The following is a 13,069-nucleotide window of genomic DNA, read 5'->3' on the forward strand; positions in this document are numbered from 1 at the left end:
GGCGAGGAGGCGGATGCCGGGCGCTCCATGCGGCCCCGGCAAACGGACGCCGTCGGCAGTTTCTCGAGCCGGGTAGTTATTCATTGGCTGACGGCAACCGCTCGGCGAAGGAACTCGTCGTTCGTGATCGCCCGCAGCACCAGGTCCGCCACATTGGCCCGCGTGAGATCGCCGACATGGGGGAGGGTGCCGTCGTTGCCGACCCGGCAGTGCCCGGTGAGATCGCCATCCGTGAGACGGCCCGGCCGGATGACGGCCCAGTCCAGGCCGCTGCCGCGAATGACGTCCTCCATCGGCTGCATGTCGGCGTACTTATGACGGAGGAGGGACCTGAGAAGCCAGCGGTATCGGATGGGCGCCATCGGGTTCCTGAGGACACCCACAGACAACAGGACGACGAGCCGTCGGACTCCGCCCCATTGCATGGCGGCGACGATGGCCGCGGCGCTGTCGCGGTAGAATGTCATCGGCCGGAGGGACGCCAGGATCCCGGCGACGCCGAGGCAGGACAGGACGACGTCCTGCCCTGCGACACCGCGGTCGATGGAGCCGGCGTCGGACAGGTCGACCTGGGCCGTCCGGAATCGGCCGCCCGGACGCCCGAGGCGAGATGGCCGGCGGGCTGCGGCCGTCCCCTCGTGCCCGCCGGCGAGGGCCCGTCGGGGATGTGGGGCTCGATCGGGCCCCACTGCGAGTCGGTGACGTCACTGGGGTATCGGTGCGTACTCATCCCATCCTCACGACGTCCTGTGTCCTGGTGTTCACATTATGGGACAGGCTCTAAAAATCCGACACGCCAAAGGGCAAGATGTTCCGCGATCTTCTGCAATTCTTCTGCACTTGCTGGCCGAGCCAGCCCATCTCGGTTATAAGGCGACCGAAGGCAAGGATCAACGTAAAGCTTTGCCAACACTCAGAAATCAACGTCACTTAAGCCTCAGACCAACATGTTTTCTTGGCAGACGCGCCGGACTCAGAATCAGCAATCATGATGGATCCAAGCAACTATACCGCAATAGTTTAGGTCGTCTCGTGGCGAAAACTCACTCCGCTGGCAGACGCACTAGACATTTTTTTAGGACCGTGCGACTAATTCGATTCGAGCGCGGTCAGTGTCCAAGTCACTAATTCTTGTACTTACTCGACAGCGTTCGACGTTTCGGTCGACTAGACCGAAGCAGGTTACGACGTCTCGAGGCATGTGATCGAAGTTGGCATTCTGACTACAGTAATACGAGGTGCCGACATCGGCTCACGATGACATCTGTTGCCCCTCGTCTCGAACAAGTCTGCAACGCGTGGCCCGCGCTGCCGGAACACATCGTCCTCGCGATTGTCGCACTCGTCGACTCGGCCGGCGTAGTGGAGGCGGATCGCCTCCAACCTTCGTCTTGAAACTCTCACCGACTTCGGCCGCCGTCAGTTGCCCTCCGGACGGCCCAGATCCACGGGCGTTAGAGAAGATGAAGTTGATCGAGAAGACGCTGCGCAAGAAACAGTGAGCCACCTACACGAAGATGCTCGGTGAGCCATACGATGTGACCTCGATCAACGGGTGCCGTGGTGTGGAAAGGATGCCGCTGCGGAGCCGGCTGAGCGGAGTCCTGCGGGCACTCAGGCCAAGAAGTAGGTGAGCCGCCGCGGGAAGGTTGGACCGCCGAATAACACGCTTTGGTGGATCGCGTTCGATTTGTACGTGTCTGCGAAGGTCCCGGTACCTCCGGCGTGGGCCACGACAGCGACAAAGCCACTATCTGCTCAAGCTGGGAGACCGGTTCCGATCCTCGTTTCGAGAACTCGCACGGGTCCCCCCGAGCGGCTCAGGACGTCCCGGAGTATGCGTTCTCCGCGAAACCTTGTGCGCTTGCCGGACGGGCGAGCGGGATGGCTTACGTGGCAGCGATTTCATGAACTCGCGCGGAAGGGTGAACCGCCGTTGCCAGATCGACCACGTGCCGGTGATGGGTGAATAGTAACACCTGCGTTTTCGTCGCCAGCTCTCCGAGGCATTGCAACGTAGTGCGTGCGCGGTAGTCGTCGAAAGTCACGAGCACATCGTCGATGATTAGCGGAACCGGCTCACAGCTCTGAAGGTGCTGCTCGATCCCTGCGAGACGCAGCGCCAGGAATAGTTGATCGCGAGTGCCATCGGAGAGACCGCCGACCCGAACACTCGGAGTCCGATGTCCGGGGGCGCGGACGGCTGTGAGCACATCCTTGCCTTCATCGTTGTCGATATCGAGCGCCGCAAAGGCCTCATCCGTGAGCGTTTTGAAGAATGAACCAGCTCGATCGAGCAGCGAGTCCTGACGCCGAGCCCGATACCTCTCCTTGGCTCGGTCGAGCGCAACGCGGGCGAGATGTAGGGCTGCGTATTCGACAACTTGGCCATCCAGCCGAGCGAGAACCAACTCAGCCCGCTGCCGGGCTTCAGCGGCGGAATCAGATGCTTGCTGAAAGGCAGTTAGAGCTTGCCCCGCCCGAAGTGCCTCGGCCTCTGCGGCGGTGACGTCTGCATCAAGTTGTTGGGCTCGCTGGTCGAGGGAATCGATATCCCGGTCGAGCTGGCCTCTGTGCTCTAGCGCCGTGGCGATGAAAGCATCCAGCGACTCGCCACGGGTGTTCTGAGCGAGTGCCTTCTCTTGCTCTTCGACCTGTTGGGCAGCCGCGATTCTTTCGTTAGCTCGTTGCACGACGACGCTAATATCCTCGATTTCGACAACTCCGGCCTGCGCAGCAAGTGAATTGAGGGATGCCTTCGCTTCTTGCAAACTCTGGCTTACTGTTACGAGATCCGCCTTGATCCTCTTGAGTTGCTTGACACGATCCTCACGTTGTGTACGGGCGACGCGGGCGGCAGATACGGCGGCATTGACTTCATGGAAATCGGTGTCGAGCGTGCTGTCGTCGGAGCGACGTGCGGCTGGATTGAGGCGCTGGCGCACGGCGGTGAGGCGCTGCAACAGCAAAGACCGATAGTTCCTCCAGGAGGGCGGCCTCCCCTTCGCCGACGTCCTCACCGCCGACGGCCTCCACGAGGCCCTCCGCGAGGTCAAGGCGGCGTGGAAGGACCGGATCTACAGCCCGCTGGTGACCCTCTGGGTCTTCCTCGGTCAGGTGCTCAACGCCGACCAGTCCTGCCGCGCCGCCGTCGCCCGCCTGATCGCCCACCGCGCCTCGCAAGGGCTCGAGCCGTGCAGCTCCGAGACCGGAGCCTACTGCCAGGCGAGGGGACGCCTGCCCGAAGGGTTCTTCGCCGCGGTGGCCCGCCTCGTCGGGCGCAACCTGGACGGGTGGGTCGATCGGCGGTGGCTCTGGAAGGGCCGCCGCGCCTGCCTCTTCGACGGCTCGACGGTCTCCATGCCGGACACCCCGGAGAATCGGCGTGAATACCCGCTGGCCTACAACCAGGTCCCCGGGACGAGGTTCGCACCCGCTCGGATCGGCGCGATCATCTCGCTGTCCTGCGGCGCGATCCTCGACCTGGGCGTCTGCCGCTACGCCGGCAAGGGCCAGGTGGAGGTCAGCCTGCTGCGCCAGCTGTGGGACGTGCTCCGCCCCGGCGACGTGCTGCTGGGCGACCGCCTGATGTCGGGCTGGGTCGGGATGTATCTGCTGAAGCGGCGCGGGGTCGACACCGTCAGCCGCCTGGGGCCGCTCCGCACGGCCGACTTCCGCAAGGGGACCCGGTTAGGCAAGGACGATCACCTGGTCGTGTGGAAGAAGCCGACGTCGATCCGCTCGGTGGACCGGGCGACGTACAACGCGTTGCCCGACTCGATCACGGTCCGCGAGGTCCGCTTCCGCGTGGAGCAGGCAGGGTTCCGGACCCGATCGGTCGTCGTGGTGACGACCATCCTGGACCCGGGCAGGCGAGCGCGGCGGAGCTGGCTTCGCTCTACCGGGCCCGGTGGAACAACGAGCTCGATTTGCGCTCCATCAAGGTCACGCTGCAGATGGACACGTTGCGGTGCAAGACGCCGGAACTGGTGCGCAAGGAGATCTGGGCCCACGTCTTGGCCTACAACCTGATCCGCACGGTGATGGCGCAGGCGGCGGCCCGCGAGGGCGTCGAACCGCGGTCGATCAGCTTCAAGGCGGCGCTGCAGGTGCTGGAGGCGTTCCGGCCGGTGATCGCCGCCCAGGCCGACCGCGGCGTGGGGCGCCTGGCGGCGCTGTACGAGGAGCTGCTCCGGGCGATCGCCCTGCACCGGGTCGGCGACCGGCCTGACCGGTTCGAGCCCCGCATGACCAGGAAGGGGCCCCGGGGGTACGAAGAGCTGAAGAGGCCGCGGCGAGAGGTCAAACTCCAGGTGCTCAAACGAGCTAGCAAAATCTAAGTGCCATTCGTCGACCACACCGACGCGCGCAACGGCGACCTAGATTTTATGGAAATTCAAATCCATCGTTTTGGCCCGATGGTGGAACGTGCATTTCAACAGTCAAAGGATCCGACGGTCCTCCCGCAGAATCCCGATCACCTATAATGCAAGGGCGTGAGATCTTCACCACCCTATGAAGCAGTTGCCCCTGATCGTTGATAAAGACTGATCGCAAAACTCTATATCCTGAGTTTGGGATCACCGCAGCCAATGCTGGAGCGTCGGCGCATCGTCTGCATTTAAATTCGTCAAATTGATCGTTTGCCCACGATCCTTGTTGCCCTTGCAATACATTCTCGGCAATGGCATTCCACATCGTAATATTTGATGTGTGGTCGTCCTTGTCTACCTCCAGCAATGGTTGCATCTCCTTCTGGACCTTGGGCTCTTTCTTAGGATGCCCTTGAAGCGACCCCGACCTTTCAACGGTCGGGCCGACAATTTCCATCTCATCTACTTGATCTAGGTCTGCCAAGACGCCGGAGTCTGATAGGAAGCCAATCTCGACCTGCATTCCCATCTGGGAATTGGTTGGCTCGGGATAAGGATAATATTCCGCATGGCATTCAGGGCCGTTCGTGACGGCGCAGGGATGTGCGCAAACCGAGAATCCCTGCGAATCAACCGTCAAATCTTGAAAACGAGCACGAATTCTAAGTTGGCCGCTATGACTCGGCCGAGTTTGGGAGTTTCCTCGGAGCTGGATTTGGGCCGTTTCATCCAGCGAAACTGCCCCCTCTAGGATTGCTGAACCGTTATCATTCGATGAGTTGATCACCTCAATTTGGACCGGGCCGGGCAGGTCTAGGGGATCGCGGTTGATGGTCACTGTGATTGGGGTCGATTTGCGATACGGGATGCTGGGTGCCAATCCGGGTCCACGATGTGGAATTGCGATCTCGATATGCATGACGAGCGTCCAGACGTAATGCGAAGCCTCAATATGGACAAACAGGAGGATTGCCCAACTTGAATCGACTTGGCTGAATAGATTACCACCCGCCTCCGGGATAAAGACCGGATGGTCCTGGACCTTGCAGGTAATTCGATTGCCCCGGCGATTGGCTGGTATCGGTTTGAATGACGTGGCCACGAAGTTGGCCGAAATAATCAGAAATTTGTTTTACTTCTTTGAGTGACTTGTTACTGGTTTGCGGCTTCTTGACATCGTCCAGGAACGTCTTCGCAGCCCACCAAGCCGAGGTCAGGGATTGCACTGCCTCATTCCACAGTCCTTCGTAAGAAGCGTCTAGATCAGACGGAGATTTGTAGTCTAATGACCAATTCGTTTCCGCTGGAAGCGTCGATCGATGCTTTCCGTCGAGATATCGAGTATCAGAAACAGGATAGCCTTGGTCGGTGCCTATAGGAATGACGCGAGAGTGAATTAACTGAGTGCGACGCCCGTAAATATAAGAAATATATACGTGCGAACTAATTAGAAGTTCAATTCCCGCATCACGGCCCCTCAACGTGCTTCCTGGAAATTGTTCGAGTGCCTTGCCAAGGTTATCTACTGCAGCGCCAAGCGACCACCAAAACGCTGAGGTGGACGCTTGCAGCTTCAAGAGTGTCTCGCCGTCCTCCTGTGGGCCGCTTTCCGCGCAGAGGTTGTGGATCGAATGGCGAAATTCCAAAGCGTTATAGAGCCTAACAAGTGCCGTATAATGGCTCGCCGCGAACTTCAGAAGAAACTCGTCAACAAACTCGCCTGCGCCAATCCGGGCATGCAGAACGTATTTTGCCCAGATATGCGAGTATGGGACGAGCACGGACTGAAGCGCTTCCCCGGCGAGGCGGATGACCGCTTTTTCGAGTGGGTCGCCTGAGTGTGTGAGGTGGTCGAGGTCGCTCATGCCGGGTTCCTATCGCATAAAGGGCGTGGCCGCGACGCTACTTCCCCCTGATCTGCTTCGCGGACTCGGTCAGCAGATGAAGTACCTGCTTCCACTCTTTCTTTTGTTCCTTGCCAAAGCCCAGGCCAAACTCCGCCACAGAGTGGATGCGGACGTTGCTTGCGTTCCAGACTTCAAGGGCGGACATCCCCAGAGCGACTGGCGTCAAACTTTCTTTACCAGGCTTGCGGTCGGGTGGGTGAAGTATTCGGCTCTCGAGGTAGTCCCTGATCCGATAGCCCTCGTTGTCCCAACTGAAGTGGAAGAAACGGCTCGGCTTATCGCCCGTCATTCGTGAGTCGTCACTCAGGATCACGTAGACTTTCGACTTACCCGGAAGGAACGTCTTACGAAGTTGCTCCTCCGAAGATGGATCGTCGAGCGTAGCAATCCTGGCTGCGACCGCCACTTCCAGATCTATACGCTCTTCGCCTGTAACCGCCCGACCAGCTCCTGCGATTACCGTTTCCACCGCCTCGGAAACCGCAACTGTATCGGCCGCTTGCCTCTGGGCCTCTGCCAGCTCCCTGGCCTTGTCGCGCTCCGCCGCCCAATCCTGGAGCATCTTATCAAGCGCGTCGGTCCGCGTCTCGCCGATCAGCTTATCGAGGGCCACCTTGGCCGCCAGTCTTAGAAGTTTATTCGTCAGGCTCATGGCGGTCTCCTCGCTGCCCGTCATTATCGCCTCTGGCCAATCTCGGGGCAACGGAGGTCCTCGCACGCTTCGGTCCGCCAGACCGACGCTCTTTCGTCGCACCGAGCTCGAATTTAGCGGCGTGCAGAATGGTCCGTCATTCGGCGCGGCGGGATACAACGATCTAGCACTGGGTCCACCTCTCATACTCTTGACCCTGAGAGGCCGGGCTTGGGTCACCGTCCAAGCCCTCTAGCACTGGACGACGACAACGGACTCCGCCTCCCGGGACACACGCCACTCGTGGCGACGGCAGGTCCATTTCTCGACAGATGACCGCTTCGCCCTCGCGCTCTTCCGCCTCTGATCCATGGCTAGGAAGGCGTGGTCGAAGACCGAGAGCTATGGTCCGGCTCCGCCTGGGCTACCGCTATGCATGCATCCATTTAGGAACAATTAGGAACATAGCTGGCGAGATTAACCCAATGCGGCTACAATACTGGGAGAGAGCAGGACGGTGTAGTAAGTGACTTAATATCAAGGCCCTTAAGCGTCACCGCAAGTTGTTTCCAATATCCCGCATATGGCACACGTAGCGGACTCAAAATCCGGTGAGCTGACCACAGACAGCCCTTCGCTCATGCGACTCGCTGGTTAGGTTTGATCTCAAACCGACACTCCATCTTACCCAAATACGCTCTTGATCGCCTCGGCCTGCACGCTGGGGTAGAGGTGCATGTACCGCCGCTGCATCTCCGGACTCATGTGTCCGCACCACTCCTGCAGCATCCGCAAGTCGACGCCCTTTGAGGCGCAAGCGCTCACGAAGCTGTGCCGCAGGACATGATACCCCCTGACCACCTCCCATTCGCTGCCGACGAGCGTGTGCTTCATGTGGTGTCTGGCCTCGTCCTCGGTGAGCGGCACGATCTCCGGACGCTCCCGCACCCGGATGACCGCACGCCGGGCCTTCTCAGTCGTCGGGCGGTCCTTGCTCTGGTAGCCCGTCTTGGCGCTTCGCTTCTTGCTCCCTGCCACCACTACGGCCTGGGCGAACAGGTACGGGCCTCCGGGGTGGACCTTCAGCCATTCGGTCAGGATCGCCGTCAGCGCGGACGAGAGCGGTACGCGGCGTGTCGTCCGGCTCCCTTGGACTCGCTTCCTCTCGCGGATACTCACCACCCCGGCACCGAGGTCGACGTCGCTGACCCGCATCCGTAGCAGCTCGCCTCGGCGCGCCCCGGTGTGGGCGGCGGTCGCGATCATCGGGTAGATCCACGGATGGCCCGCGGTCGCCTTGACGTAGTCGAGGAGCCGTCCCACTTCATCGAAGGTCAGGTAGAGCACTTCCCAGAGTTCGTCGGCCTTGGCCTTCGGCAGGCCCGGGAGTTGCCGCTCGATCTCGGCCCGCGATTGGAACGGTGGCTTTTCATCCCCCTTGGCATAGCGGAGGCCGTCGACCGAGCATCGTCCCTCGACGATCCCCATCCGCACGCCCCAGTTCCAGGCGCCGCGGAGCGTGATGATCTCCTTCTTGATCGTGGCCGGGAGCAGGGGGCCCCGCCGCCCCTTGGCCTTGGCCCGCATGTCGACGTAGCTCTGTAGGTCGACAAGCTTCAGGCCCCGGATCGGGAAACCTTCGCCCAGGGCACGGGCGAGGTGGCCGAAGTGGCGGCGTATTCCCTTGAGCGTGTGGACCTCGAGCGTGCCGTTACCGTGCGTCTCCAGGTAACGGTCACGAAGGACGCCGAGGGTCGGTTCGGGCGGTTTTGGCGTGGCCGGGCCACGCTCTAGGGACGGGGCAGGAGGGTTGCCGTCATACCGGAGGAAGGTGACGATATCGACGCCCGCTGGCAGGGCGATCAGGCCCTGCTTGAGCCGCATCAGCAGGTAATCGACCTGGGCGGACTTTGCCTTGGCTTCCGCCTCGCCAACGCGGCCAAGGATGAGGACGTGCTGTTTGCCCTCATATCGGAATACCAATCTGTAACTGTGGTTTCGTTCCTGGACTGCGGCCATGTGGCTCTCCCCTCTCGGGCAATGCCACCGCAATGCGACATCGGGCCTGTTACCTTTTTGTTACCTCGGCGAGGTCACTCGGGCCAAACGGCCAAGTGGACACTTTCCGTATATCGAGGCCTATTTTTGAGATGCGAGAGGAGGGACTTGAACCCTCACGCCTTTTGGGCACAGGAACCTAAATCCTGCGCGTCTGCCAATTCCGCCACTCTCGCGATGCGGGGGTGAGATCCTTCAGAGGAGATTCGACGGATCTCATCCGCATTGATCTTAATCGACGCTCGTAATTCGGTCCACAACTCTCGGGTGGGTTGCAGTCCGATTCTGCAAATCCTGGTCGCGCAAGGACTTATTCGGCGTCGCGGAGTTCGGCGCGGAGCTTCTTGAGCTGGCGCTTCTTGGCGCTCAGGTCGGAGGAGCTCTTGAGGAAGGCATCCTCGGCGGCGGTGAGCTTCTCACGCACTTTGCGGAGCTCGGCCTTGGTGACGGTGCGGTCCCTGCGGGAGGCGTCGGGGGTGATGTCCAGGCCGAGGTCGGCGCTGCGGATGGCGGACATCATGGCCTGGAGGGCGTTGGCCTCGACCTTGTGGCTCAGGGTCGCCAGCTCGATCTCGGCCCGGAGGCGATCCGCCTGGGCATCGAGTTCGGCCTTGGGGCCAGGCGCGGAGCTAGCCTTCGCCTGGGGCTTGGACGGTTCGACAACCACTTCGACCTTGGGAGTCGTCGCCGGGGTGTCGGCGGGCTTGTCCTGGGTTTGAACCTTCGCGGCGGGCTTGTCCTGCACCTCGCCTCGGGCAGTGTTGTCCTGGGGCTCATCCTTGGTCTGGGGCTTGTCTTGAGACTCGTCAGGGGCAGAGGGCTTGTCCTGGGACTCGTCTCGGGAGGAGACCCTGGCCCGGAGCTTGGGCCTGAGGACGGGGCGGGCCGGGGACTCGTCTCCGGCAGGGGGGGTGTCCTGGGCCTCAGCGCCGTCCGCTGGAGTGTCCCGGGCGTCTTCGAAAGCGACCGACCGACGAGAGGGCTTCCATTTGACGGTGCCGGCATCGTCCCGGGCGGCGGGGAATGCCTGGGCTTCGTCCTGGAAGGGCGTCGCCTGCCTCGTCACGTGCAGCCAGGCTCGTTTGCCGGGATGCATCGAGGCCTGGACTTGCTCGAGTTCGACCTCGGCCTCGCGGAGTTGCTTGCGGAGGTCCTCGACCTTCCATTTCACCAGGGTGATCGTATTCTCCTTATCATCCTTCAAGCGAGACTCGCCGCGAAAGGCCCTGCTCAGGCCGTCGTCCGACGGCGCGAGCACGTCTCCGTCGATCTCGCCCGCCAGGGTCGACCCCATCGCCAGGAAGATCAGCACGCCCACGCCCGAGATCGCTCGCCGAACCATGATGGAGATCCTCCAAGCAAGATCCTTGAACCCGTCCGGTCCAACCCACGGAATTCGGATCAGGCGCTCAATCTAGCAGAATCCGACCTCCATGTCCCATGTCAACTTCCCCTAGGATGGGCCACCCGGCAAGATTTATGCGCAGCACTGTTCACAGCTCAACTTGATCATCTTCAAAGACTCTTCTTCAGGCATTTGCCCGGCTCACATAAGTGTGTCGTAACATCCTTGCCCTCGGCGGGGTGTCCGCCGATCGACCGCGCCTCGCGACGTTGCAGGCCGCGCCGATCCCCACTAGGTCGCAGATTCATCGAGTCGCCGCCAATGAGACGGTCCCCCTCGTCCCAACAACGCGCCGCGTTCACGCTCATCGAGCTCCTGGTGGTGATCGCGATCATCGCGGTCCTGATCGCCCTGCTGCTGCCGGCCGTCCAGGCCGCTCGCGAGGCCGCCCGCCGGATCCAGTGCACGAACAACCTGAAGCAGCTCGGCCTGGCTCTCAACAACTACGAGAGCACCAACGGCGCCTTGCCGCCGCAGCAGACGATGAAGCAGGTCGGGAACTCGCAGCCGACCTCGTACACGTCGTGGGGCATCAGCGCCCGGCTCGCCCCGTTCATCGAGTCGGGCCCGTTGTACAACGCGATGAACTTCACCCTGAAGTACAGCGACCCGACGAACACGACGGTCAGCTCGATCACCCTGAAATACCTGATCTGCCCGAGCGAAGTGAACACGGCGCCCAGCGGCACGGCCCCCGCCAAGCTCTTCGGCGTCTCGAACTACGGCTGGAACGTCGGCGACTGGTACGTCTTCGGCGGCGTCTCGGCCCCGCCGAACCGGGGTGCCTTCTGCGTCAACATCAGCCGTCCGCTCTCGGCCTTCACCGACGGCCTCAGCAACACGGTGGTCAACTCCGAGGTCAAGGCGTACCAGCCCCTGATGAAGTCGTGCGTGGCCGACGGCAGCGGCGGGACCTTGCCCGGCCTGAACAACATGAACGCGATCCCGAGCCCGACCGACTCGCTGGCCATCGTCATCGCCGCGGCCTCGCTCGGCTGCAAGATCGACACCGGCCACGTCAAGTGGTCGATCGGCTCGGCCTGCTACGACGGCTTCACCACCGCCTTGCCCCCGAACACGCGGACCCTCACCGGGACCCCGCAGCAGGACTACGACCTCGACTCGATCGACGAGAACAACGGCGGGCCGACCTTCGCCGCGATCACCTCGAGGAGCTACCACCCCGGCGGCGTCAACGCCCTCTTCGGCGACGGTTCGGTCCACTACATCAAGAGCAGCATCAACGGCGTCACCTGGCGAGCCCTCGGCACCATCGCCGGCGGCGAAGTCATCTCGGGCGACTCTTACTGAGCCATCGGATCGATACATCATCGATCGCCACGACCACGGCTCCTCGTCAATTCCAGCGAATCGGCGGGGAGCCTCGACTATTTCCCCCCATCGATTGCATCTCACACCATCCCACCGTCAGGACACCAGTCGATGTGCCTCTCGTCGCGACGGCTCGCCTCGATCGCCCCGGCCCTATTCCTCTTCATCGCCCCCGAGTCGACTTTCGCCGAAGGGCCGAAGCCTCCGGCGATGAGCCACCCCACCGCCAGGCGCGAGACGCCCGCCGTCCCGACGCAAGGGGACGCCGCCGATGACCCGGCCATCTGGATCCACCCCAACGACCCGGGCCGGAGCCTCGTCCTCGGCACGAACAAGAAGGGGGGACTCCATGTGCACTCGCTCGATGGCTCCGAGAAGCAGAGCCTCTCGCCCGACTCGAAGCCGAACAACGTCGACCTGATCTACGGCTTCAAGCTCGGCAACCGCGTGGTGGACCTCGCCGTGGCCTCGTCGCGAGCGGGGGGCAAGGGGAAGACGGGCTCGGGGCTTAAGGTCTGGACCATCGACCCGGCCAGCGGCCACGTCGATGAGATCGCCCCCGGCGTCACCGCCCCGACGTTCGGCGGCAGCGACGCCTACGGCCTCTGCACCTACCGGAGCCCCCGCGACGACAAGGCCTACGCGATCGTCACGAACCACGACGGCAAGGTCGAGCAATATCGGCTCGATGCTGGATCGAAAGGTCCCCTCGAGGTCGTGAAGGTCCGAAGCTTCGAGCTTGGCTCGCAGGCCGAGGGGTGCGTCGCCGACCGGGAGACCGGCAAGCTCTACATCGGCGAGGAAGACATCGGCATCTGGGAATACAGCGCCGAGCCCGACGCCGGCGATGCCCGCACTCTCATCGCCAAGGTCGGCGAGAACGGCCTGGCGGACGACGTCGAGGGCCTCTGCCTCTACTACGCCCCCGAGGGCAAGGGCTATCTGATCGCATCGAGCCAGGGGAACAGCCGGTTCCTCGTCTTCGAGCGATCCGGCCGACACGAGCACGTCCTGACCATCGACCCCGAGGCCGGCTCGTTCGGCGACATCGACGAGACCGACGGCATCGAGGTCAGCAACGAGGCCCTTTCTGGCCTCTTCCCCGACGGCCTCTTCGTCGTCCAGGACGGCAAGAACGACGGCGGGCAGAACTTCAAGTTCTTCGGCTGGAAGGATGTCGCCGGGGGCAAGCTCCTCATCGACACGACCAGCTCGGCCCGCAAGCCGAGCCCCACTCGCTAAGCCCAGGGCATCCAGCCCCTTGCTCGACGCGGACGCCACGCCTACATTCGATCCGAGTGGATGGCCGTGATCCTCTCCCTGCACAGGGGAGAGGGCCCGGCGGCAAGGCGTGAACATCAGC

Annotated in this window: 10 protein-coding genes, 1 tRNA gene and 2 pseudogenes; 5 read left to right on the plus strand and 8 right to left on the minus strand. The window is 62.3% G+C overall.

Features of this window, described 5'->3' with window-relative positions; genetic code table 11:
* Window positions 1–80: 80 nt before the first annotated feature.
* Both ACOYYX_RS36270 and ACOYYX_RS36275 read right to left on the minus strand, forming a co-directional pair.
* Window positions 81–689 (minus strand): NAD(P)-dependent oxidoreductase, encoded by a 609-nt coding sequence (locus ACOYYX_RS36270; RefSeq protein WP_422927531.1) that lies wholly within the window; start codon window positions 687–689, stop codon window positions 81–83.
* Between the two features lie 1,200 nt (window positions 690–1,889).
* Window positions 1,890–2,969 carry an ATP-binding protein gene (locus ACOYYX_RS36275; RefSeq protein ID WP_422927532.1) on the minus strand — a complete coding sequence of 360 codons (1,080 nt, stop codon included), beginning with the start codon at window positions 2,967–2,969 and terminating at the stop codon, window positions 1,890–1,892.
* Window positions 2,970–3,066: 97 nt separating this feature from the next.
* On the opposite strand from ACOYYX_RS36275, the pseudogene ACOYYX_RS36280 reads away from it, so the two are divergent.
* The 3 genes and pseudogenes from ACOYYX_RS36280 to ACOYYX_RS36290 all read left to right on the plus strand — a co-directional run.
* Window positions 3,067–3,807, plus strand: a pseudogene (locus ACOYYX_RS36280) (IS4 family transposase); the annotation flags it as partial.
* Window positions 3,717–3,971 (plus strand): annotated as a pseudogene (locus ACOYYX_RS36285) (hypothetical protein); the annotation flags it as partial. The pseudogenes ACOYYX_RS36280 and ACOYYX_RS36285, both read left to right, overlap by 91 nt.
* A 45-nt stretch (window positions 3,972–4,016) precedes the next feature.
* Complete coding sequence (locus ACOYYX_RS36290) at window positions 4,017–4,340, plus strand: hypothetical protein (RefSeq protein ID WP_422931722.1); 324 nt, start codon at window positions 4,017–4,019, stop codon at window positions 4,338–4,340.
* 46 nt (window positions 4,341–4,386) lie between these two features.
* Here ACOYYX_RS36290 and ACOYYX_RS36295 read toward each other — a convergent pair whose 3' ends face one another.
* The 6 genes from ACOYYX_RS36295 to ACOYYX_RS36320 form a co-directional block, all read right to left on the minus strand.
* Window positions 4,387–5,292 carry a hypothetical protein gene (locus ACOYYX_RS36295; RefSeq protein ID WP_422927533.1) on the minus strand — a complete coding sequence of 302 codons (906 nt, stop codon included), beginning with the start codon at window positions 5,290–5,292 and terminating at the stop codon, window positions 4,387–4,389.
* A gap of 82 nt (window positions 5,293–5,374) precedes the next feature.
* Window positions 5,375–6,238, minus strand: a complete 864-nt coding sequence (locus ACOYYX_RS36300) for a hypothetical protein (RefSeq protein WP_422927534.1) — start codon at window positions 6,236–6,238, stop codon at window positions 5,375–5,377.
* Window positions 6,239–6,275: 37 nt separating this feature from the next.
* Window positions 6,276–6,932, minus strand: coding sequence for a hypothetical protein (locus ACOYYX_RS36305; RefSeq protein ID WP_422927535.1), 657 nt, complete (start codon window positions 6,930–6,932; stop codon window positions 6,276–6,278).
* Between the two features lie 663 nt (window positions 6,933–7,595).
* Entirely contained in the window at window positions 7,596–8,930 is a 1,335-nt protein-coding gene (locus tag ACOYYX_RS36310; RefSeq protein ID WP_422927536.1) for a site-specific integrase, read from the minus strand.
* 132 nt (window positions 8,931–9,062) lie between these two features.
* A tRNA-Leu gene (locus ACOYYX_RS36315) sits at window positions 9,063–9,145 on the minus strand.
* A 134-nt stretch (window positions 9,146–9,279) separates the two neighbouring features.
* Window positions 9,280–10,311 (minus strand): hypothetical protein, encoded by a 1,032-nt coding sequence (locus tag ACOYYX_RS36320; RefSeq protein WP_422927537.1) that lies wholly within the window; start codon window positions 10,309–10,311, stop codon window positions 9,280–9,282.
* 324 nt (window positions 10,312–10,635) lie between these two features.
* Here ACOYYX_RS36320 and ACOYYX_RS36325 point away from each other — a divergent pair, with 324 nt between their 5' ends.
* Window positions 10,636–11,685, plus strand: a complete 1,050-nt coding sequence (locus tag ACOYYX_RS36325; RefSeq protein WP_422927538.1) for a DUF1559 domain-containing protein — start codon at window positions 10,636–10,638, stop codon at window positions 11,683–11,685.
* Window positions 11,686–11,817: 132 nt separating this feature from the next.
* A complete protein-coding gene (locus tag ACOYYX_RS36330; RefSeq protein WP_422927539.1) occupies window positions 11,818–12,948 on the plus strand; it encodes a phytase in 1,131 nt (376 codons plus the stop codon).
* Window positions 12,949–13,069 lie beyond the last annotated feature (121 nt).

It is taken from the genome of Singulisphaera chitinilytica, from assembly GCF_049331405.1.
Lineage (GTDB): Bacteria > Planctomycetota > Planctomycetia > Isosphaerales > Isosphaeraceae > PoT.

What these genes read in the sequence shown, in the direction of transcription:
- ACOYYX_RS36295 (WP_422927533.1), bottom strand. Translation starts at nt 5,292, where the DNA reads ATGCATATCGAGATCGCAATTCCACATCGTGGACCCGGATTGGCACCC.
- ACOYYX_RS36300 (WP_422927534.1), bottom strand. Translation starts at nt 6,238, where the DNA reads ATGAGCGACCTCGACCACCTCACACACTCAGGCGACCCACTCGAAAAA.
- ACOYYX_RS36305 (WP_422927535.1), bottom strand. Translation starts at nt 6,932, where the DNA reads ATGAGCCTGACGAATAAACTTCTAAGACTGGCGGCCAAGGTGGCCCTC.
- ACOYYX_RS36310 (WP_422927536.1), bottom strand. Translation starts at nt 8,930, where the DNA reads ATGGCCGCAGTCCAGGAACGAAACCACAGTTACAGATTGGTATTCCGA.
- ACOYYX_RS36320 (WP_422927537.1), bottom strand. Translation starts at nt 10,311, where the DNA reads ATGGTTCGGCGAGCGATCTCGGGCGTGGGCGTGCTGATCTTCCTGGCG.
- ACOYYX_RS36325 (WP_422927538.1), top strand. Translation starts at nt 10,636, where the DNA reads ATGAGACGGTCCCCCTCGTCCCAACAACGCGCCGCGTTCACGCTCATC.
- ACOYYX_RS36330 (WP_422927539.1), top strand. Translation starts at nt 11,818, where the DNA reads ATGTGCCTCTCGTCGCGACGGCTCGCCTCGATCGCCCCGGCCCTATTC.